Origin of the sequence: Pseudomonas pohangensis, from assembly GCF_900105995.1 — a bacterium.
Taxonomy (GTDB): Bacteria; Pseudomonadota; Gammaproteobacteria; order Pseudomonadales; family Pseudomonadaceae; genus Aquipseudomonas; species Aquipseudomonas pohangensis.
In genome coordinates, this window is sequence record NZ_LT629785.1 from 1,244,928 (window position 1) to 1,266,734 (window position 21,807).

A 21,807-nucleotide genomic window follows, 5' to 3' on the forward strand; every position below is an offset into this window, starting at 1 on the left:
TCAATGTACCAGGCCGGTGCCTTGCAGCAGCTGCAGTAGTGGTTGGGGGTGCACGCCGATCAGAAAGGTGAAGATGGCAATTGCCACCAGCATGATGCCGCCGGCCCGTTGTCCCCAGTTGAGCGGTGCGTCGTGGGTCAGCGAGGTGTGCTCCTGCATGTACAGGGTGACCATGACCCGCAGGTAATAGAACACCGCAATCGCGCTGCCGATGACCAGTGCACCGAGCAGCCACCACAGGTGCGCCTCGACGCCGACCGTGATGATGTAGAACTTGCCGATGAAACCGGCAGTCAGTGGAATCCCCGCCAGTGACAGCATCATCAGCGTCAGCACCGCCGTCAGGTAAGGCCGGCGCCAGAACAGCCCGCGGTATTCGAACAGGGCATCGGCATCACGGCCGTGATACGGGGTGGACATCAGGGTGATGACGCCGAAGGCACCCAGGCTGCTGACCACATAGGTTGTCAGGTAGACGCCAATGGCTTCGACGGAGATGCCATCGCTGGCAATCAGGGCAATCAGCAGATAACCGAAGTGAGCAATCGAGGAATAACCGAGCAGGCGCTTCAGGTTGCTCTGGGTCAGAGCCAGCAGGTTACCGACCAGAATCGAGGCAACGGCAATCACGCTGAGCAGATCGGTCAACCAGCCGCCGGCGGTAACCGGTGACATCTGGTACAGGCGCAACAGAACGGCAAACACGGCGACCTTGCTCGCGGAAACCAGGAACGCAGTGACCGGGGCGGGTGCACCCTGGTAGACATCCGGGGTCCACAGGTGGAACGGTACCAGTGACAGTTTGAACGCCAGGCCGATCACCAGCATGCCGATGCCGATATGTGCCAGGGTGTTTTGTGCCGTGGCGCTGGCCAGACTGGCACCGATACCGGCAAAGGTCAGGCTGCCCGAGTCGGCATACAGCAGCGCCATGCCAAACAGCACGAAGGCCGAGCCAACCGCCGACAGCACCATGTACTTGATGCCGGCTTCCAGTGTGTTCCTGTTGAAAAAGGCGTAAGCCACCATGCCGTAAAGCGGCACCGACAGCAGTTCCAGACCGATGAACAATCCCGCCAGATGCTGGGTGCTGACCAGAACCAGGCCGCCGGCGGAGGAAAGCAGCATCAGCAGATAGAGCTCTTCACGGTTGCCTGGAAAGCCTTCCATGTAGGCATGTGCCAGCGTCACGCAGGCCAGCGTGGCCACCAGTATCAGTGCCATATAGAAGCCGGCGAAGCCGTCAACGTACATCAGCGGGGTGATCGCCAGTGGTGCGACCTGCATGGCCGGAATGATGGAAAGCAGGGCGAGGTTGAGGCCGACAACCGACAGGATAAACGTCGTCGAATGGCTGCGTTTCCAGGCGATTGCCAACATCAGCAGCACGATGGTCAGGCTGGTAACCAGCAGCGGCAGCAGGGCGATAAAGTGTTGTGAGGTAAGTTCCATTGCGACTACCGGACCGAAGCGAGTTGGGAGAGGGCAGCGCCTAGCCATTGCTGCACGCCATGCATGCTGGCCGCGGTGGTATCCAGCACCGGTTGCGGGTATATGCCCAGAATGATGATCAGGACTGCCAGACCAAGGGTCATACCCAGTTCGCGGGCGTCAGGCCCGGCCAGCGCGTGCTCGGCCCGGGCCGGGCCGAAGTAGGCGCGATGAATCATGATCAGCGAATAGACCGAGGCGAATACCAGCCCGGCAGTGGCTATGGCGGTGATCCATGGCACGGATTTGAACGAGCCGAGCAGAATCAGGAACTCGCCGACGAAGTTGCCGGTGCCCGGTAGCCCCAGCGAAGCGGATGCAAAGAACAGGCTGATCGCCGGCAGGTAGGGCATGCGCGCCCAGATACCGCCCATTTCCCGCATGTCACGGGTATGCAGGCGCTCGTACAACTGGCCGCAGAGAATAAACAGCGCGGCTGCCGAAAGACCGTGGGCGAGCATCTGTACTACCACACCCTGTAGCGCCAGCTGGCTGCCGGCGTAGATGCCGATGAGGATGAAGCCCATGTGCGAAACGCTGGAGTAGGCAACCAGACGCTTGATGTCGGTTTGCGCAAAGGACAGCACTGCACCGTAGAAAATACCGATCAAACCCAGCGTCATGGCAATTGGCGCGAATTCGGCCGAGGCATTCGGGAACAGCGGCAGGGCAAAGCGCAGCAGGCCATAGGCCGCGGTCTTCAGCAGAATGCCGGCGAGGTCTACCGAACCGGCGGTAGGCGCCTGGGCATGGGCATCGGGCAGCCAGGAGTGCAGCGGCACGATGGGCAATTTCACGGCGAAGGCGATGAAGAAACCGAGCATCAGCAGGTATTCCAGCTCGGGTGCCAGTTTGGCCTGCAGCAGGGTGCTGTAATTGAAGGTGAACACGCCGGTGTTGTGATAGTTGGCAAATACCAGGCCGAGGATGGCAACCAGCATGATCAGGCCGCTGGCCTGGGTGTAGATGAAGAACTTGGTGGCTGCGTAAATCCGGGTTTTCTTGCCGTCACTGGAGCTGTGTCCCCACAGCGCAATGAGGAAAAACATCGGCACCAGCATCATTTCCCAGAAGAAGAAGAACAGGAACAGGTCCATGGCCAGGAAGACGCCGATCACCCCGCCGAGAATCCACATCAGGTTGAGGTGGAAGAAGCCGATGCGCATCTGGATCTCGCCCCAGGAGCAGAGCACCGAGAGCACGCCGAGCAGGCCGGTCAGCATGATCATCAGCAGCGACAGGCCATCCATCGCCAGATGGAAGCTGATACCCAGGCGCGGAATCCAGCTGGAGCGGAATTCCAGGGCCCAGACCTGATCGGCGCCGGGGGCAGGTGCCAGCTGGAAGTCGCCGGTCATCCACAGCCAGATGGACAGGCCGAGCACCAGCGACATGGTCAGCAGGGCGACCAGACGTGTCGGGGTTTCACCGAGGTGCTCGGTTCTCCAGCAGATCAGTCCGCCGATAAAGGGAATCAGGATTAGCCAAGGCAGAATCATAACGGGCTCAATCTCTCCAGAAATACTTGCATCGCCAGGCCATCAGCCCAGCACGATAATGCCGAGAACCAGTACAGCACCGCCAGCCATGCTGGCTGCATACCAGCGTAAATAGCCGTTCTCTGTAACCTTCAACGCTTTATGTGCACTGCGGACTATCCGCGGCACCGCACCCAACAGGCGATCCATCGGGTCTTTGGCAAGCAGCCGGCTGGTACGCAGGTAGGGTTGCACGAACAACTTGTCGTAGAGCCAGTCAAAGCCCCAGGCGGCATACCACCAGGCCGACAGGAAACGTCCGGCAGCGCTGCCGGCAATCGAGTTGACCAGCTGGCGACGGCCCAGATAGAGCGCGGCGGCCAGCAGGATGCCGGCAATGGCAATTGCCCCGGAGAGCAGTTCCAGCCCGTGCTTGGCTTCACCACCGGCATAGCCGACGCTTTCCGGCAGCACGCCTGACAGTGGCTGGTTGATCAGAGCACCGATAAAGGTCGAGAGCACGATCAGGGTCGATAACGGCAACCAGTAGGCGACGCCATGTCCCGGATGGGCATCGATCTTGGCCTCGCCATGGAAGGCGATGAAGATCAGCCGGAAGGTGTAGATCGAGGTCAGGAAAGCACCGGCCAGGCCGGCGTAGAGCAGCTTGTCATGACCGCTGGCCAGCGCTTCCCAGAGGATTTCGTCTTTCGAGTAGAAACCGGCAGTCACTATCGGCAGGGCTGCCAGAGCCGCGCCGCCTACAATGAAGCTGGCATAGGCCAGTGGCAGTTTTTTCCACAGGCCGCCCATCTTGAAGATGTTCTGCTCATGATGGCAGGCATTGATCACTGCACCGGAGGCGAGGAACAGCAGGGCCTTGAAGAAGGCATGGATCATCAGGTGGAAGATCGCCGCATCCCAGGCGGCGACCCCCAGTGCGAGGAACATGTAGCCCAGCTGGCTCATGGTCGAGTAGGCCAGAATGCGCTTGATGTCGGTTTGCACCACGGCAGCAAAGCCGGCGAGCACCAGCGTCACGGCGCCAACCATGCCAACCAGTTCGAGCACTTCCGGCGTGAGCAGGAACAGGCCATGGGTGCGGGCTATCAGATAGACACCGGCGGTGACCATGGTAGCGGCGTGGATCAGCGCTGAAACCGGTGTCGGACCGGCCATGGCATCGGCCAGCCAGGTCTGCAGCGGCAGCTGGGCGGACTTGCCGACGGCACCACCGAGCAGCATCAGGGTGGCCAGATTCATCCACGGATCGCCAGAGGTGAATTTCTGCGGTGCCAGAACCATCAGCTCCTGAATGTTCAGGGTGCCCAGTTGCACGAACAGGATGAACAGGCCGATGGCCATGAACACGTCACCGATGCGCGTGACAATAAATGCCTTGAGCGCGGCGTTGCCGTTGGGCACATGTTTGAAATAGAAGCCGATCAACAGGTAGGAACACAGGCCGACGCCTTCCCAGCCGAAGTACAGCACCAGCAGGTTGTCGCCCAGTACCAGCAGCAACATGCTGAAGATGAACAGGTTGGTGTAGGCGAAGAAGCGTGAATAGCCCTCTTCACCACGCATGTACCAGCTGGCGAACAGGTGGATCAGGAAGCCGACACCCGTCACTACGCCGAGCATGGTCAGCGACAATCCATCCAGATACAGGGTGAAGCCCGGGGTAAAGCCGTCCACCGCAAACCATTGCCACAGGTGCTGGACATAAGCACCGCCTGCGGGTGGTGTGACATTGAACTGCCAGATCAGCCAGGCACCGCAGAGCGCGGAAAGACCTACCGAACCAACCCCGACCAGCGCCGCGAAATTTTCCGACCAGCGCCCGCGCGAGAAGGCCAGCAACAGGAAGCCGCACAGGGGAAACAGCAAGGTGAGAAATAGAATGTTCATCCGCGCATCTCGCTGGCAGCATCGATATCGAGGGTGTGGAAGCGGCGATACAGTTGCAGCAGGATGGCCAGACCGATGCTGGCTTCGGCAGCGGCCAGGGTGATCACCAGAATGAACATGATCTGCCCATCGGCCTGCGCCCAGCGACTGCCGGCGACCACGAAGGCCAGCGCGGTAGCGTTCATCATGACTTCAAGGCTCATCAGGATGAACAGGATGTTGCGTCGCACCATCACCCCGGTCAGGCCCAAACTGAACAGCAGGGCGGCCAGTGCCAGGCCATGCTCCATAGGAATCGAATGCATGATTACTCCTTGGCCTCATTGCGCCCGAGGTGGAAGGCGGCAACCAGCGCCGCCAGCAGCAGCATCGAAGCCAGTTCCACCGCCAGCAGGTAGGGGCCGAACAGGCTGATGCCGACCGACTTGGCGTCAACCGTGGTATGACCAATGCTGCCGTGATCGCTGCCGTTGAACAGCACATACAGCAGCAGCGCCAGCAACAGGGAGGACAGCAGCCCCGGACCGAACCAGATTCCCGGTGCCATCCAGCGGGTTTCCTGCTGGCTTACCGCCGGTCCCAGGTTGAGCATCATCACCACGAAGACGAATAGCACCATGATTGCCCCGGCATACACGATGATTTCCAGGGCACCGGCGAAAGGTGCGCCGAGGCTGAAAAAGCACATGGAAACGGCCAGTAGTGAAACGATCAGATAGAGCAGGGCATGCACCGGATTGGTATGCGTGATCACCCGCAATGTGGCGATGGCAGCAATGCCGGCAGCGAAATAGAAAGCGAATTCCATCTTTCGTCCTTAGGGCAGTAAGCCTTTCACGTTGATCGGTTCGGCTTCGCTCTGGGCTGCACCTTTCGGCTTGCCGGCGATGGCCATTCCTGAAACGCGGTAGAAGTTGTAGTCCGGATTCTTGCCCGGGCCGGAAATCAGCAGGTCTTCCTTCTCGTACACCAGATCCTGGCGCTTGAATTCGCCCATTTCGAAATCCGGAGTGAGCTGGATCGCCGTGGTCGGGCAGGCTTCCTCGCACAGGCCACAGAAAATGCAGCGGGAAAAATTGATGCGGAAAAACTCCGGGTACCAGCGACCATCCTCGGCTTCGGTTTTCTGCAGTGAAATGCAGCCGACCGGGCAGGCCACCGCGCACAGGTTGCAGGCCACACAGCGCTCTTCACCGTCCGGGTCGCGGGTCAGGACAATCCGGCCGCGATAGCGCGGCGGCAGATACACCGGCTCTTCCGGATACTGCAGGGTGTCGCGCGGACGGAAGGCATGGCCGAACACCATCACCAGGCTGCGCAACTGGGTGTAGGTGCCGTACAGGACTTCCCGGATATATTTGAACATCGGTGGTTCTCCTTACTGGGCCGCGGCCAGCACAAGTGCGCCGGTCACCAGCAGGTTGATCAGGGTCAGCGGCAGGCAGAACTTCCAGCTGAACGCCATCACCTGGTCATAGCGCGGGCGCGGTATGGCAGCCCTCAGCAGAATGAACAGCATGATGAAAAAGGCGGTTTTCAGGGCAAACCAGAAAAACGACAGCCACGGCAGGTACTCAAGAAACGGACCATGCCAGCCGCCGAAGAACAGGGTCACCAGCAGCGCGGAAACCAGCACGATGCCGATGTACTCGCCAACGAAGAACATGCCCCACTTCATCCCCGCATACTCGATGTGGTAGCCGTCGGCCAGTTCCTGCTCGGCTTCGGGCTGGTCGAACGGGTGGCGGTGCGTCACGGCTACGGCGGCGATGAAGAAGGTACAGAAGCCGAAAAATTGCGGCACGATGAACCACCAGTGCTGATGCTGGTATTCGACGATGTCGCGCAGATTGAACGAGCCGGTCTGGGCTACCACGCCCATCAGTGCCAGGCCGAGGAACACTTCGTAGCTGAGGGTTTGTGCGCTGGCACGCAGGCTGCCAAGCAGGGCGAACTTGTTGTTGCTCGACCAGCCGGCAAACAGCACTGCATACACCGTGATGCCGGCCATGGCGAAAAAGAACAGCAAGCCGATATTCAGGTCGGCGACACCCCAGGTCGGGGTGATCGGTATGACCACGAAGGCGATCAGCAGCGAGCTCATGGCAATCACGGGCGCCAGGGTAAAAATCATCCGGTCGGCAAACGGTGGCGTCCAGTCTTCCTTGAAAAACATCTTGATCATGTCGGCGCCGAGCTGGAAGGCACCGAAAGGTCCGACCCGGTTGGGGCCGTAGCGATCCTGCCAGAGGCCCAGCATGCGCCGTTCGACCCAGCTGAGCAGGGCGCCGGTAATCACCACGGCAAGCAGGATGACGATGGCCTTGAGTACTGCAATCAGGATGTCGATGATCTCGGGCGTCAGCCAGCTCATTGCGCAACCTCCTGCAGGCTCTCGGCAAAGCGCCCGCTGAGGACGGCAGGAATACCCGCCAGGCCGACCGGTAGCCCGATCAGGCCGTCTGCCAGTTCACTGTCGATATGCACCGGCAGGTTCAGGGTTTGCTGGTCAATCGTCAGGCGCAGTCGCGAGCCTTCCTGCAACCCCAGTCGCTCGGCGGCCGTGCTGCCTAGTGCGGCATAGGCGGCGGGAATGCGGCTTTGTAGCGGTGCTGCAGCGGCGGAAGTTTCATCGCTGCCAAACAGGTGATGCAGGGGCACCAGTTGCCAGCGCGTTGCACTGGGCACGTAGGCGGCTGGCACGGCAAACCAGGGCAGGGCTGTGCCTTTGGCTTCAATCAGGCGTGCGCCGGGATCGCCGGCGCGCAGGTGACCACCGACTTCATCCTGGAATTTGTTCCAGGCCTGGGGGGAGTTCCAGCCCGGTGACCAGGCAAAGGGGATCTGCTGGCGATCTTCCACGGAACCTGAATAGCCTTCCATGGAAAAGGCAAAGGCGCTGTCCTGATCCTGCGGTGTGCGTGGCTCATGCACGCTGAGATTGGCGCGCATCGCCGTGCGTCCGCTGTAACGCAACGGTTCGCGGGCCAGCTTCAGGCCCTTGATGCGGAAGCTTGCAGCAGGTGCCGCGTCGAGAATGCCGGCCAGTTGCGGATGGCTCTGGGCGCAGGCCGCGGTGACCTGATCGAGATGGGTCCAGTCGACCGGCTTGCCTTGCATTGTGCAGTGCAGGGCGTGCAGCCAGCGCCAGCCTTCGCGAATCAGGATTTTCGGGTCGTAGTAGCCGGCGTCGAATACCTGGAAGAAGCGCTGCGCGCGACCTTCCTGGCTGACCAGGGTGCCATCGCCTTCGGCAAAGCTGGCAGCCGGCAACAGCAGATGTGCTTTGGCCGTGGTCGCGGTGCTCTGGTGATCGGCAACCACCACCGTTTTTGCCTTGCCCAGTGCCGCATCGACCTTGTCTTTTTCGGCACGGCGGTAGAGGTCGTTCTCCAGCACCAGCACGGAATTGGCCGAACCACTGAGCAAGGCATCCAGCGCGGCATCCACCGATTTGTCAGCGGACTCTTCCGCCAGCAGCATGGCAACGCCGAGGCTGTTGGCTTCAGGGACGATCAGGCTGAGTGAGGCGTTTTTTTCACGATTCTTCAGGGCCGAAGCGATATTTGCTGCAGCTTCCAGCAGTTCACGGCAACCCAGTGAGCTGCCGGCAACCAGTAGCGGGCGCTCGGCCTGCAACAGTGCGGCGGCGATGCGTTCTGCCAGCGCGGCGGCTGCCGGATCAAGTCCTTTGACGGCCGGTGCACTGGAATCAATGGCGTGCGCCACGGCAAAGCCGAGGCGGGCGAGATCTGCCGGCGCGGCATGGGCGCACTCTTCGGCCACATCGTCCAGGCGGGTGGCATTCACCGAGCAGATGAACAGCGGGTTCAGGGCATTTTGCGCGGCATTCTGTACGGCTGCGGCGTTCCAGTCCTGAATCTTCAGGGACTGGGCAATGTCCACCGCCTTGCCCTTGACCGCCTGGCGCAAGGCCAGGGCAACCCGGGCAGAGGTCTGGGTCAGGTCTTCGCCGAGCACCAGCACGGCATCGTGAGCTTCCATGTCACGAATAGTCGGTACCGGTAGCGGGCCATTCTGCAGAATCGAACGGATCAGCTGCAGCAGTTCCAGCTCGGGACGGCTGATCCCGGAGTAGAAGTTATCGGCGCCCACCAGTTCACGGAGGGCGAAATTGCTTTCCAGACTGGCACGGGGCGAGCCGATACCGATGAGCTTGTGGTTGTTCAGCAACGCCGCAGCCTGATCCAGCGCGGAGTCGATGCCCATGGTCATCTTGCTCAGCATCATCATCGGCTGGCGCGGGCGATCCTTGCGGTTCACATAGCCATAGCCGAAGCGGCCACGGTCACACAGGAAGTAATGGTTGACCGAGCCGTTGTAGCGATTCTCGATCCGGCGGATTTCGCCATAACGTTCGCCCGGACTGATGTTGCAGCCGGCGGCGCAGCCATGGCAGATGCTCGGGCTGAATTGCATGTCCCACTTGCGGTTGTAGCGCTCGGAGTGGGTTTTGTCGGTGAATACGCCGGTCGGGCAGACTTCGGTCAGGTTGCCGGAAAACTCGCTTTCCAGTACACCGTCTTCGATGCGGCCGAAGTACAGGTTGTCATGGGCGCCGTATACGCCAAGGTCGGTGCCGCCGGCGTAGTCCTTGTAGTAGCGCACGCAGCGGTAGCAGGCGATGCAACGGTTCATCTCATGGCCGATGAACGGGCCGAGATCCTGGTTTTGGTGGGTGCGCTTGCTGAAGCGGTAACGCCGTGCGTTGTGCCCGGTCATCACGGTCATGTCCTGCAAGTGGCAATGGCCGCCTTCTTCGCAGACCGGACAATCGTGCGGGTGGTTGGTCATCAGCCACTCGACCACGCTGGCACGGAACGCCTTGGCTTCCTCGTCATCAATGGAAATCCAGGAGTTGTCGGTGGCCGGCGTCATGCAGGACATGACCAGCCGGCCGCGTTTGTCCGTCTCGTCACTGTATTGCTTGACTGCACACTGGCGGCAGGCACCAACACTGCCCAGTGCCGGGTGCCAGCAGAAATAGGGGACGTCGAGGCCAAGGGACAGACAGGCCTGAAGCAGGTTGTCTGCGCCGTCAACTTCGAACGCTTTGCCGTCTACGTGGATAGTGGCCATGGTTCAGGTTTCTTCTTTATCCGCCGCAGCGGACTTGGCTAATGGAAATATTTTGCCGGACCGGCCCTGGCCAATCCGTACTGATCTTTATTGCTGAAGCGCTGGCTCCAGTGGTTCGACGGAATCTGGCTGGGCAATCCCGGCTTCAAACTCATCGCGGAAATATTTGATCGCACTCCCGATAGGTTCCACCGCGCCAGGCGCGTGGGCACAGAAAGTACGGCCCGGACCAAGGTCGGTGACCAGCTGCTCAAGGGTCTCGATATCACCTGGCTGGCCTTCGCCATGCTCCAGGGCGCGGAGAATTTTTACACTCCAGGGCAGCCCGTCACGGCAAGGGGTACACCAGCCGCAGGACTCGCGGGCAAAAAACTCTTCCATGTTGCGCAGCAGGCCGACCATGTTGACGCTGTCATCCACGGCCAGCGCCAGGCCGGTGCCCATACGGGTACCAACCTTGGCGATGCCGCCGGCGTACATGGCCGCATCCAGATGTTCCGGCAACAGGAAGCCGGTACCGGCACCGCCGGGTTGCCAGCACTTCAGGCTGTAGCCGTCACGCATGCCGCCGGCGCAGTCTTCAAACAGTTCACGGGCAGAGATGCCGAAAGGCAGTTCCCACAGGCCGGGATTGTTCACCTTGCCGGAGAAGCCCATCAGCTTGGTGCCATGATCCTCGCTGCCGGGACGCGCCAGCGCCTTGTACCACTCGACCCCGTCGTTGACGATGGCCGGCACATTGCACAGGGTTTCCACGTTGTTGACGCAGGTCGGTTTGCCCCATACGCCGACGGCGGCCGGGAAGGGCGGCTTGGCCCGAGGGTTGGCGCGGCGGCCTTCGAGGGAGTTGATTAGCGCGGTTTCTTCGCCGCAGATATAGCGTCCGGCACCGGTGTGCACGAACAGTTCGAAATCGAAACCGCTACCGAAGATGTTCTTGCCGAGCAGGCCGGCGGTCCTGGCTTCGTCGATCGCACGGTTGAGGATGCGCGCGGCATCCACGTATTCACCACGCAGGAAGATATAGCCGCGATAGGCCTTGAGCGCCCGCGCGCTGATCAGCATGCCCTCGATCAACAGATGCGGCAGCTGCTCCATGAGCAGACGGTCTTTCCAGGTGTTGGGCTCCATTTCATCGGCGTTGCACAGCAGGTAACGGATGTTCATCGATTCGTCAGTGGGCATCAGGCCCCACTTCACGCCGGTCGGGAAGCCGGCACCGCCACGGCCCTTGAGTCCGGCATCCTTGACGGTTTGCACAATCTCGTCGCTGGCCATTTGCTGCAACGCCTTGCTGGCCGCGCTGTAGCCGTTTTTCTTGCGGTATTCGTCCAGCCACACCGGCTCGGCATCGTCGCGCAGACGCCAGGTCAGCGGGTGGGTTTCGGCGCTGCGCCGGGTACGGTTGGCCGGCGACATCGAAGGGAGCGTCATGGGTATGCCTCCAGCAGCTGGGAGACTGTTTCAGGCGTCACGTCGCCGAAGGTGTCATCGTCAATCATCAAGGCCGGTGCCTTGTCGCAGTTGCCCAGACAGCAAACGGGAAGCAGGGTGAAACGGTCGTCTGTGGTGGTCTGGCCCAGACCGATGCCAAGTTGTTCCGTGATGCGGGCAACCACCGACTCATGCCCGCCGATGTAGCAGGTCATGCTGTCGCATACGCGGATGATGTGGCGGCCTACCGGCTGGCGGAATATCTGGCTGTAGAAAGTGGCAACCCCTTCGACATCGCTGGCGGGGATGCCGAGGATTTCGCCAATCGCCGGGATCGCTCCGTCCGGCACCCAGCCGCGGGCTTTCTGCACGATTTTCAGTGCTTCGATGGAGGCGGCACGGGCATCTTCGTAATGATGCAGTTCATGTTCGATGGCTGCGCGCTCGCTGTCGCTGAGGGCGAAACGGTCGGATTGGATCAGGCTGTTTGCGCTCATGCTTAGCGGTCCACGTCGGCCATAACAAAGTCGATACTGCCCAGATAGGCGATCAGGTCAGCCACCATGCTGCCGCGGATCACCGAAGGGATCTGCTGCAGGTGCGGAAAGCTCGGTGTGCGAATGCGCGTCCGGTAACTCATGGTGCCGCCGTCACTGGTCAGGTAATAACTGTTGATGCCCTTGGTTGCTTCGATCATCTGGAAGGCTTCGTTGGCCGGCATCACCGGGCCCCAGGAAACCTGCAGGAAGTGGGTGATCAGCGTTTCGATGTGCTGCAGGGTACGTTCTTTCGGTGGCGGGGTAGTCAGCGGGTGATCCGCCTTGTACGGGCCTTCGGGCATATTGCGCAAACACTGGTCGATGATGCGGATGCTCTGGCGCATCTCTTCCACGCGGACGATGCAGCGGTCGTAGGCATCGCCGTTGTGTGCCAGCGGTATTTCGAATTCGAAGTTCTCGTAACCGGAGTAGGGCCGCGCCTTGCGCAGGTCAAAGTCAAGACCGGTCGAGCGCAGGCCGGCACCGGTAACACCCCATTCCAGGGCTTCTCTGGTGTTGTACTTGGCGACACCGATGGTGCGGCCCTTGAGGATGCTGTTCTGCAGCGCGGCTTTCTCGTACTCGTCGAGACGTTTGGGCAGCCAGTCGACGAACTCCTTGACCAGTCCATCCCAGCCGCGTGGCAGATCGTGAGCGACGCCGCCGATACGGTACCAGGCAGGATGCAGGCGGAAGCCGGTAATCGCCTCGATCACCTTGAATGCGCGCTGGCGGTCGGTGAAGGTGAAAAACACCGGCGTCATGGCACCGACATCCTGGATGTAGGTGCCGAGGAACAGCAGGTGGCTGGTGATGCGGAAGAACTCGGCGAGCATGATACGGATCACGTCGACCTTCTGCGGCACCTGGATGCCCGCCAGTTTCTCTACCGCCAGCACGTAGGGCAGGTTGTTCATCACCCCGCCCAGATAGTCGATACGGTCGGTGTAGGGGATAAAGCTGTGCCAGGACTGGCGCTCGGCCATTTTCTCGGCACCACGGTGGTGGTAACCGACTTCAGGTACGCAATCGACGATCTCTTCACCGTCCAGCTGCAGGATGATGCGGAAGGCGCCGTGGGCGGAGGGGTGGTTGGGGCCGAGGTTGAGGAACATGTAGTCCTCGTGCTCGCTGCCACGCTTCATGCCCCAGTCTTCCGGACGAAAACGGGCGGCTTCTTCCTCAAGCTGCTGTTTGGCCAGGGTCAGGCTGAACGGATCGAATTCGGTGGCGCGCGCCGGGTAGTCCTTGCGCAGCGGATGGCCTTCCCAGGTCGGCGGCATCATGATGCGGGTCAGGTGCGGGTGGCCGGCGAAGGTAATGCCGAACATGTCCCAGACTTCGCGCTCGTACCAGTTGGCGTTTGGCCAGATGTGCGTGCAGGTCGGCAGGTTCAGGTCGTTCTCGGCAAGCGCGACCTTGATCATCACATCGCTGTTCCGCTCGATCGACAGCAGGTGATAGAACACGCTGAAATCAGCCGCCGGCAGTCCCCGGCGCTGGGTGCGCAGGCGCTCGTCCATGCCATGCAGGTCATAGAGCATGACGTAAGGACGGGGCAGGTTGCGCAGGAAAGCCAGAACCTCAACGAGCTTTTCGCGGGCTACCCAGATCACCGGCATGCCGGTACGCGTGCTCTGGATGCACAGGGCCTCGGCGCCGAAATGCTGGTTCAGCTCAACGACAACTGCTGGGTCATCGGATTGATAGGGTGGAACGAGCAGCGCAGTGTTTGCAGTCATGGTTCTCGGTCGCTATTGGTCAACTGAAGAATGCAAGTCCGGTCTGTCGGCCAGGCTTCAAACTTCGTCGGGGCTGCGCAGGTTGGTAACCTTGATGCGCTCTTCGCGGCGCTGTTCTTTTTGCGAGGGCATTTCGGCCCGGTATACACCCTGGTCGCCGACCACCCAGGACAGCGGGCGGCGCTCCTTGCCAATCGACTCCTGCAACAGCATCAGGCCTTGCAGAAAAGCTTCAGGGCGTGGCGGGCAGCCGGGGATGTAGACGTCCACCGGCAGAAACTTGTCGACACCCTGGACTACCGAGTAGATGTCATACATGCCGCCGGAGTTGGCGCATGAACCCATGGAAATCACCCACTTGGGCTCGAGCATCTGTTCATACAGGCGCTGGATTACCGGTGCCATTTTGATAAAGCAGGTGCCGGCGATAACCATGAAGTCGGCCTGGCGGGGTGACGCGCGGATAACCTCGGCCCCGAAGCGGGCGATGTCATGCGGTGCGGTAAAGGCCGTGGTCATCTCTACGTAGCAGCAGGAGAGGCCGAAGTTGTAGGGCCACAGCGAGTTCTTGCGCCCCCAGTTGATCGCGCCATGCAGAACATCCTCGAGTTTCCCCATATAGATGTTCTTGTGTACCTGGTCTTCCAGCAACGGGTCTGAAACCGTTTCCCGCTTGCCGATCGGGTACTGCTCGTTGGGCGCATCCGGATCAATACGGGTGAGATTGTAGTGCATTACAAAAACCTCATTGTTTCAGCTTCGCCTGCCGATTGCGGCGTGCTTCGGGAGCCCAGTCGAGAGCCCCGATACGCCAGAGATAGACAAGACCTGCCAACAGAATTGCGATAAAGATAGTGGCCTCGATCAGGCCGGCCCAGCCGCTTTCGCGCACTGAAACGGCCCAGGCAAACAGAAACAGGGCTTCAACGTCGAAGATGACGAAGAGCATGGCAACCAGATAGAACTTGGCGGAAAAACGCAGGCGGGCGGTGCCGGTTGGCAGCATGCCGGACTCGAAGGGATCATTTTTGCTGCGCCCCCAGGCTTTGCTGCCGAGCAGGCTGGAAACACCGAGCATGAAGCCGATCAGGGCAAACACGCCGAGCAGAAAGACGGCAAAACCCCAGTTGTGGGTCAGTACGCTGCTGGCTTCACTCATCATGACCATCCCTTGTGCCATCGTATTGATTCAGGCAGATGCTGCGTGTGGCACGTAACTACCTGTATAGAAAAGAAAACAGGCTTAAAATTTCCTGGACGATTCTACTTGCCCGAAGGCATGTTAGTAAATGTGTCAAAGCGACTTCTTCATCTATCCGAAGTCCGGTGCAATGGCTGAATTCCGGGGTAAATGGCTGTGTAAGCTTAACCGGAATAGGTGGATTAGCCAGTCATTTGCAGGCATTTGGCCTTGTGCGCCGGCAAGCCATAGACAAAAAAGCCCCGGTATCGCTACCGGGGCCTTGGTGTTGCCTGCTCAACCAGAAATCGCTTTCCGGTTGAGTGAGCCAGTGCTTATCAGCTGAACTGGTTCATGGTGTTGTCTTTACCACCGGCTTTCAGAGCGGCTTCGCCAGCGAAGTACTCTTTGTGGGCGTCGCCGATGTCGGAACCGGACATGTTCTGGTGCTTGACGCAGGCGATACCCTGACGGATCTCCTGGCGCTGAACACCTTTCACGTAGGCCAGCATGCCCTGGTCTGCGAAGTAACCTTTGGCCAGGTTGTCGGTGGACAGCGCGGCGGTGTGGTAGGTCGGCAGGGTGATCAGGTGGTGGAAGATACCTGCCTGGGCCGAAGCATCGCGCTGGAAGGTGCGGATCTTCTCGTCAGCAACCTGAGACAGTTCGCTTTCGTCGTACTCGACGCTCATCAGGTTGGCGCGGTCGTAGGCGGAAACGTCCTTGCCTTCAGCGGCGAAGGCATCAAATACCTGCTGACGGAAGTTCAGGGTCCAGTTGAACGATGGGCTGTTGTTGTACACCAGCTTGGCGTTCGGGATGGTTTTACGGATTTCGTTAACCATGGCTGCGATCTGGCCAACGTGCGGCTTCTCGGTCTCGATCCACAGCATGTCAGCGCCGTTCTGCAGCGAAGTGATGCTGTCCAGTACGCAACGTGCCTCACCGGTGCCAGAGCGGAACTGGAACAGGTTGGAAGGCAGGCGCTTGGGACGCAGCAGCTTGCCGCCACGGTTGATCACGACGTCGCCGTTGCCCAGATCGGCAGCAGAAACTTCTTCGCAATCGAGGAAGGAGTTGTACTGGTCGCCCAGGTCGCCCGGCTCTTTGGTCACGGCGATTTGCTTGGTCAGGCCGGCACCCAGGGAGTCGGTACGCGCAACGATTACACCGTTGTCGATGCCCAGCTCAAGGAAGGCGTAACGCACGGCGTTGATCTTGGCGATAAAGTCGGCGTGAGGAACGGTTACTTTACCGTCCTGGTGACCGCACTGCTTCTCGTCGGAAACCTGGTTCTCGATCTGGATGCAGCAAGCGCCTGCTTCGATCATGCGCTTGGCCAGCAGATAGGTGGCTTCCGGGTTGCCGAAACCGGCGTCGATGTCAGCAATGATCGGCACTACGTGGGTTTCGTAGTTGTCGATCTGGTTCTGCAGGTCAGCGGCTTTGGCGCTGTCGCCAGCGGCGCGGGCAGCGTCCAGTGCGGTGAACAGCAGGTCCAGTTCGCGGGCGTCAGCCTGGCGCAGGAAGGTGTACAGCTCTTCGATCAGGGCAGAAACCGAAGTTTTCTCGTGCATCGACTGGTCTGGCAGCGGACCGAATTCCGAACGCAGGGCAGCAACCATCCAGCCGGACAGGTAGAGGTAGCGCTTGTTGGTGGTCTTCAGGTGCTTTTTGATCGAGATCAGCTTCTGCTGGCCGATGAAACCGTGCCAGCAACCCAGCGACTGGGTGTAGACGGAAGAGTCAGCATCGTACTCGGCCATGTCTTTGCGCATGATGTCGGCAGTGTACTGAGCGATTTCCAGACCGGTCTTGAAGCGGTTCTGGGCGCGCATGCGGGCTACGGACTCGGGGTCGATAGCGCTCCAGCTGCTGCCGGCGGCTGCTTTAAGGGCGGCAACGGCTTTGATGTCGTTTTGATATGCGGACATGGTCAATCCTTCAAAGTGTGAGTGTGGTTAGGCACCGGTTTCCCGCAAGAGCCGTTGTTCCAACGAGGTTGCACACTGTAGGTCGCGAAGTCATGACTGGTTCGGCGTGTCTGCCGGAGAGGGGGTGTACGAACGGCAGGATGACGATCATTCAGAAGTGAGGGTGTCACTCTTCGCTAATCAGGCGAACGCCTTGCGGCTTGAAGATCTGTGGGTCATTCCGGCTGCTACGTTAAACGCTTCCCCGTCCCTCGGGACAACTTCGTTCCAGTCGCAACCTCGTCGAACTGCCTTGTGGGCCTGGTAAGACACAGATCACAGCGAGGGTTATCGCTGCAATCCGGAGGGCCTCTAGGGTCCTCTGGCTAGCGGGAGCGGGGCAATAATGCGCTTGCAGCTGGCATTCGTCAAACGTTTTGTAGTGTTTTTTTTCCACTACTACATAATTTTTGGCCAGAGCATTCGCAGGCTTTTCAGGGGGCAACTTCGACTTTGATGCGCATCGACATATCGTCTGCACTGCCCGAGGTGGAGCGTTGCAGGAAGCCCGAATCCTGCCCCTGGCTCTGGCTGCTGACGCCGCCCAGTGAAATCCATTCGCCAAGGCGGCCGTTGACTCGCGTATCGGTGCTCTGCACGTTGATTACGCCCGGCTGCGAGCGGCTCAGGCTGTCGTTGTTGCTGCGAATGCTGAGGTTGACCCGGTCGCCCGAAACCGTGGCGGTAACCAGGAAGCCACTGGTGACATTCCGGTACTGGGTGTTCTGGATGGTCTGGCCGTAGGGTCCGCTGCTGGTGGTCCTGAGAGGCACGCTCTGGCCCACCTGGATCAGCGCGGGATAGCCCTCTGTGGCCTGCACCTGTTGCACGCCGCCACTGTTGCTGGTGCTTTTGTTGTTGATGATGCGGACCTGGTCCTTGCCATTGATTTCGCCGCGTCCGGCAATGATCTCGACATTGCCTGCACTGGCCGAGCCGTCCACGCGATAGCCTCTGTCGGAATCCGAAGCCGTTCCGCTGGTGTCGAGGGTGATCAGCAGGCGCCTGGGCTGCGTGTCCAGTTGCTGGATGACGCTGCGTAGCTCTGCAATTTTTTCCGCTGGTGCGCTGACTATCAGCTGATTGCCGTAAACACTCGCCCGGCCTTCGCTGCCGAGCACCGACTGGGCCGTGGCCAGCACGTCATCGGCGGTCAGGTAGTCGAGCGCTATCACTTCCGTGGCTGCCTGCGCGGTAAAACTGATGCCGAGCAGAACAGTCAGGCAGAGCCGGCGAAAAGTCATAGCAGAAAGCTCCTCAGGTCGGGGTCGAGCACACTGCTGTCCCAGGCCTGATCGAACTGGGCCTGGCGCAGGCGGGTACGACCGGGATCATTGAACAAGGCGTAACCGGCATATTGGTCGATCTCGGGGCGCAGCAGCAAGCCGCGATCATCTGCCAGCAGAAATGCCACTTCTTCGGCCGGATAGTCCGGATGCAGCTTGCGGATATGCAGGTTGCTCGACAGGCGCCGGGACAGGGTGAGTAGCCGGTGGCCGTCCCTGACCGCTCTGCCACTGTCGCGGAGCAGGATGCGTAACCGGTTGTGCGGATGGCCGAGCAGAAAAGCCCTGCAGCTATCCTGAATCAGGTTGTGGTTGTACAGCCAGGGTTCCAGGTCGGGGGTGTACAGGCACAGGCTGCGGCGTGCCTGCTGGAGCATTGCCAGCATCAGGCAGCGCGCCTGTTCGGCGCTATTGAAACGCTGCAGTTCGGTGGTCTCGCCGAGGGTGAACGGGGCAGGCTCCCAGACCTGGAGCCTCGCCGGGCTGGTAGACGGGTTGTTGATGCTGAAGCGCCCCGGTGAGTCGAACTCGATGGGGGCCAATTCCGCATCGGGCTGATGGTCTGTATCCGGGCTGTCCTCGTTCATGCGGGCCTCGCTCAGTGACTATCGCGCACCATGTCGACATGCGGTATGCCGGCGTCCAGATATTCGCCGCTGACTACCTTGAAGCCTAGCCGTTCATAGAAAGGTGTGGCGTGAACCTGTGCGCTGAGCATCTGCCGCTTCAGGCCAATCCGTTCGGCTTCGGCGATCGCGCGGTGCAGGATGGCGTCGCCTACATGCAGGCCGCGCCAGTCCTTGAGCACCGAAACCCGGCCGATATGGCCGTCCGGCAACAGGCGTGCGGTGCCGATCGGGTAGTCGCCTTCGTAGGCCAGGAAGTGGATGGCATCTGCATCCTCGGCATCCCACTCAAGCTCCGGCGGCACCGATTGCTCGTTGATAAACACATTTTCACGTATCTGCCGCAATACGGCGTTGTCATCTTGCCAGCTGGCAATGCGTACATGAATCTCACTCATCAGCAAACTCCAGACTCCCTTGTCTGATCAGTTCAAGGATCAATTTAGCTGCCTCGTCATCCTTCAACCAGGCTGCAAGGTTTTCCAGGTGCAGTGCGTCGGCGGCACAAATGCTGCGTACCAGGTCGCGCAGGTTGCCGGGCAGCAGCCGGCTGTTGCCACTGGCAAACAGCAGGACATCTCCATCCACTTCAGACCAGGCCAGGCGGGCGCTGGGGTTGCGCACCAGCAGGGCGCCCTGGTGCAGCGCGTCAAGTAATTCGGCGTCATCGATGGCGCAGCCGCCGAGCCGTTCCGGGTAGCGGGGTTCGGTCATGAACTGGCCAAACCAGCTCAACAGCAGGCGGTCGTCACTCAGCTGCTCGGTGAGCATGCTTCTGAGGCGCTGTACGGCGTCCGGGCGGATCTGTTGAGGATCGCTGGCGGGCAGGGCGCCGGCATCGCTGTAGCGCTCCTCGTCGGTGAGGAACTGGGCAATGAAGTCGGTGTAGTGGGTCAGTACCTCGGCGGTACTCGGCGCGCGAAAGCCGATCGAGTAGGTCATGCAGTCGTTTTCTGCAGTGCCGTAGTGGGCCAGGCGTGGTGGCAGGTAAAGCATGTCGCCGGGCTCCAGCAGCCACTCCTCCTGCTGTTCGAATTCGGCGAGGATGCGCAGTTCCGCATGCTCCAGCAGCGGGCTGTCGGCATCACACATCTGGCCAATGCGCCAGCGGCGCTGGCCATGGCCCTGCAGCAGGAATACATCGTAGTTGTCGAAGTGCGGACCCACGCCGCCGCCGGGAGCAGCGAAGCTGATCATCACGTCGTCAATGCGCCAGCTGGGCAGGAAGCTGAATTGTTCGCGCAACTCGGCGACTTCCGGAATGAACTGATCGACTGCCTGCACCAGCAGGGTCCAGTCACGCTCGGGCAGATTCTGGTAGGTGTCCTCGGCAAAGGGGCCGCGGCGCAATTCCCAGGGTTGCTCGCCATGCTCGATGACCAGACGTGACTCGATTTCTTCTTCCAGTGACAGGCCGGCCAGCTCGTCGGGTGACAGCGGGCTCTCGAAGTCCGCAATGGCCTGGCGAATCAGCAAGGGTTTTTTCTGCCAGTAGTCACGCAGAAATTCGCGGGCAGTCAGGCCGCCTAGAAGTTGCAGGGGTGATTCAGCAGTCATTGATTTTGGTCTTCGGCAAAAGAAAACGCCCGACACGGCCGGGCGTGAGCGACAGCAGGTTATTCAGATGCGCCTGGCCTGGGCGACCGCGTTACCGATGTAGTTGGCGGGTGTCAGCTTGCGCAATTCGTCCTTGGCCTCGGCCGGCATGTCCAGACTATCGATGAAAGTCTGCAGTGCTTCCGGGCTGATGCCCTTGCCGCGGGTCAATTCCTTGAGTTTTTCGTAGGGGTTCTCGATGGCGTAGCGGCGCATCACGGTCTGGATCGGTTCGGCCAGCACTTCCCAGCAGGCATCCAGGTCGGCAGCAATGCGCGCTGCGTTGAGCTCCAGTTTGCCAATGCCCTTGAGGCTGGCTTCATAGGCGATGATGCTGTGGGCAAAGCCGACACCGAGGTTGCGCAGCACGGTGGAGTCGGTCAGGTCACGCTGCCAGCGCGAGATCGGCAGTTTGCTGGCCAGGTGCTGCAGGAGGGCGTTGGCGATACCCAGATTGCCTTCGGAGTTTTCGAAGTCGATCGGGTTGACCTTGTGCGGCATGGTCGATGAGCCGATCTCGCCGGCGATGGTCTTCTGCTTGAAGTAGCCCAGCGAGATGTAACCCCAGACATCGCGGTCGAAATCGATGAGGATGGTGTTGAAACGGGCTACCGCGTCAAACAGTTCGGCAATGTAGTCGTGGGGCTCGATCTGCGTGGTGTAGGGGTTGAAGCTCAGGCCCAGGTCAGCTTCGATAAACTCGCGGGCATTGGCTTCCCAGTCGATGTCCGGGTAGGCCGACAGGTGCGCGTTGTAGTTGCCCACGGCACCGTTGATCTTGCCCAGCAAGGGTACGGCGGCAACCTGGGCGATCTGCCGTTCCAGGCGATAGACCACGTTGGCCAGTTCCTTGCCCAGCGTGGTTGGCGAAGCCGGTTGACCGTGGGTGCGCGAGAGCATCGGCACATCGGCAAACTGTACCGCCAGGGCACGAATGGCGTCGGCAACCTGACGCATCAGTGGCAGCAGCACATCATCACGGCCTTCACGCAGCATCAGCGCGTGGGACAGGTTGTTGATGTCCTCGCTGGTACAGGCAAAGTGGATGAACTCGCTGACTGCGGCCAGTTCCGGCAGCTTGGCAGCCTGTTCCTTGAGCAGGTATTCCACGGCTTTGACGTCGTGGTTGGTGGTGCGCTCGATTTCCTTGATGCGTTCGGCATGCTCCAGCCGGAAGTTGTCCACCATCTCGTTGAGCAGGGCATTGGCGCTGGCAGAGAAAGGTGCCACTTCCGCAATGCCGGTGTGCGCAGCCAGGCGTTGCAGCCAGCGAACTTCTACCTGCACGCGGCAGCGGATCAGACCGTACTCGCTGAAGATCGGGCGCAATGCGCTGGTTTTGCCGGCGTAGCGGCCATCGACTGGTGAAACCGCGGTGAGCGAAGAAAGCTGCATGGAGGCGTTCTCGGGCAATCGGTGAAAAAAGGGCGCACATCATACATGAAACAGGC

General features: G+C 60.4%; 19 protein-coding genes. All 19 read right to left on the bottom strand.

The features are described from left to right. Positions 1-1,452, bottom strand: a complete 1,452-nt coding sequence (nuoN, locus tag BLT89_RS05880) for an NADH-quinone oxidoreductase subunit NuoN (RefSeq protein WP_090193551.1) — start codon at positions 1,450-1,452, stop codon at positions 1-3. Between the two features lie 5 nt (positions 1,453-1,457). Beyond that, positions 1,458-2,990 (bottom strand): NADH-quinone oxidoreductase subunit M, encoded by a 1,533-nt coding sequence (gene nuoM / locus BLT89_RS05885; protein ID WP_090193552.1) that lies wholly within the window; start codon positions 2,988-2,990, stop codon positions 1,458-1,460. 42 nt (positions 2,991-3,032) lie between these two features. After that, positions 3,033-4,880 carry an NADH-quinone oxidoreductase subunit L gene (gene nuoL, locus BLT89_RS05890; RefSeq protein WP_090193553.1) on the bottom strand — a complete coding sequence of 616 codons (1,848 nt, stop codon included), beginning with the start codon at positions 4,878-4,880 and terminating at the stop codon, positions 3,033-3,035. Beyond that, on the bottom strand, positions 4,877-5,185 hold the full coding sequence (nuoK, locus tag BLT89_RS05895; protein WP_090193554.1) for an NADH-quinone oxidoreductase subunit NuoK: 309 nt from the start codon (positions 5,183-5,185) through the stop codon (positions 4,877-4,879). The genes nuoL and nuoK overlap by 4 nt, the downstream gene beginning before the upstream one ends. A gap of 2 nt (positions 5,186-5,187) precedes the next feature. Beyond that, positions 5,188-5,688 (bottom strand): NADH-quinone oxidoreductase subunit J, encoded by a 501-nt coding sequence (nuoJ, locus tag BLT89_RS05900; protein ID WP_090193555.1) that lies wholly within the window; start codon positions 5,686-5,688, stop codon positions 5,188-5,190. A gap of 9 nt (positions 5,689-5,697) precedes the next feature. Continuing rightward, entirely contained in the window at positions 5,698-6,246 is a 549-nt protein-coding gene (nuoI, locus tag BLT89_RS05905; RefSeq protein WP_090193556.1) for an NADH-quinone oxidoreductase subunit NuoI, read from the bottom strand. A 12-nt stretch (positions 6,247-6,258) separates the two neighbouring features. After that, positions 6,259-7,254 (bottom strand): NADH-quinone oxidoreductase subunit NuoH, encoded by a 996-nt coding sequence (nuoH, locus tag BLT89_RS05910; RefSeq protein ID WP_090193557.1) that lies wholly within the window; start codon positions 7,252-7,254, stop codon positions 6,259-6,261. Further along, positions 7,251-9,980: an NADH-quinone oxidoreductase subunit NuoG gene (gene nuoG, locus BLT89_RS05915; protein ID WP_090193558.1), complete on the bottom strand. Its 2,730-nt coding sequence runs from the start codon at positions 9,978-9,980 to the stop codon at positions 7,251-7,253. The genes nuoH and nuoG overlap by 4 nt, the downstream gene beginning before the upstream one ends. A gap of 87 nt (positions 9,981-10,067) precedes the next feature. Then, positions 10,068-11,414 carry an NADH-quinone oxidoreductase subunit NuoF gene (gene nuoF, locus BLT89_RS05920; RefSeq protein ID WP_090193559.1) on the bottom strand — a complete coding sequence of 449 codons (1,347 nt, stop codon included), beginning with the start codon at positions 11,412-11,414 and terminating at the stop codon, positions 10,068-10,070. Further along, positions 11,411-11,911 (bottom strand): NADH-quinone oxidoreductase subunit NuoE, encoded by a 501-nt coding sequence (gene nuoE, locus BLT89_RS05925; RefSeq protein WP_090193560.1) that lies wholly within the window; start codon positions 11,909-11,911, stop codon positions 11,411-11,413. Before nuoE ends, nuoF begins: the two co-directional genes overlap by 4 nt. A gap of 2 nt (positions 11,912-11,913) precedes the next feature. Continuing rightward, a complete protein-coding gene (nuoC, locus tag BLT89_RS05930) occupies positions 11,914-13,695 on the bottom strand; it encodes an NADH-quinone oxidoreductase subunit C/D (RefSeq protein ID WP_090193561.1) in 1,782 nt (593 codons plus the stop codon). Positions 13,696-13,752: 57 nt separating this feature from the next. Beyond that, positions 13,753-14,430, bottom strand: a complete 678-nt coding sequence (locus BLT89_RS05935; protein ID WP_090193562.1) for a NuoB/complex I 20 kDa subunit family protein — start codon at positions 14,428-14,430, stop codon at positions 13,753-13,755. A 10-nt stretch (positions 14,431-14,440) separates the two neighbouring features. Further along, positions 14,441-14,854: an NADH-quinone oxidoreductase subunit A gene (locus BLT89_RS05940; protein WP_090198743.1), complete on the bottom strand. Its 414-nt coding sequence runs from the start codon at positions 14,852-14,854 to the stop codon at positions 14,441-14,443. 359 nt (positions 14,855-15,213) lie between these two features. Then, a complete protein-coding gene (locus BLT89_RS05945) occupies positions 15,214-16,809 on the bottom strand; it encodes an isocitrate lyase (RefSeq protein ID WP_090193563.1) in 1,596 nt (531 codons plus the stop codon). 473 nt (positions 16,810-17,282) lie between these two features. Then, complete coding sequence (locus BLT89_RS05950) at positions 17,283-18,092, bottom strand: secretin N-terminal domain-containing protein (protein ID WP_090193564.1); 810 nt, start codon at positions 18,090-18,092, stop codon at positions 17,283-17,285. Then, a complete protein-coding gene (locus BLT89_RS05955) occupies positions 18,089-18,721 on the bottom strand; it encodes a DUF7931 domain-containing protein (protein ID WP_090193565.1) in 633 nt (210 codons plus the stop codon). The genes BLT89_RS05950 and BLT89_RS05955 overlap by 4 nt, the downstream gene beginning before the upstream one ends. A gap of 11 nt (positions 18,722-18,732) precedes the next feature. Beyond that, positions 18,733-19,158: a GNAT family N-acetyltransferase gene (locus BLT89_RS05960; RefSeq protein WP_090193566.1), complete on the bottom strand. Its 426-nt coding sequence runs from the start codon at positions 19,156-19,158 to the stop codon at positions 18,733-18,735. Next, positions 19,151-20,317, bottom strand: coding sequence for a ribosomal protein uL16 3-hydroxylase (locus tag BLT89_RS05965; RefSeq protein ID WP_090193567.1), 1,167 nt, complete (start codon positions 20,315-20,317; stop codon positions 19,151-19,153). The genes BLT89_RS05960 and BLT89_RS05965 overlap by 8 nt, the downstream gene beginning before the upstream one ends. A 63-nt stretch (positions 20,318-20,380) precedes the next feature. Next, positions 20,381-21,751, bottom strand: a complete 1,371-nt coding sequence (gene purB / locus BLT89_RS05970; RefSeq protein ID WP_090193568.1) for an adenylosuccinate lyase — start codon at positions 21,749-21,751, stop codon at positions 20,381-20,383. Positions 21,752-21,807: the final 56 nt, after the last annotated feature.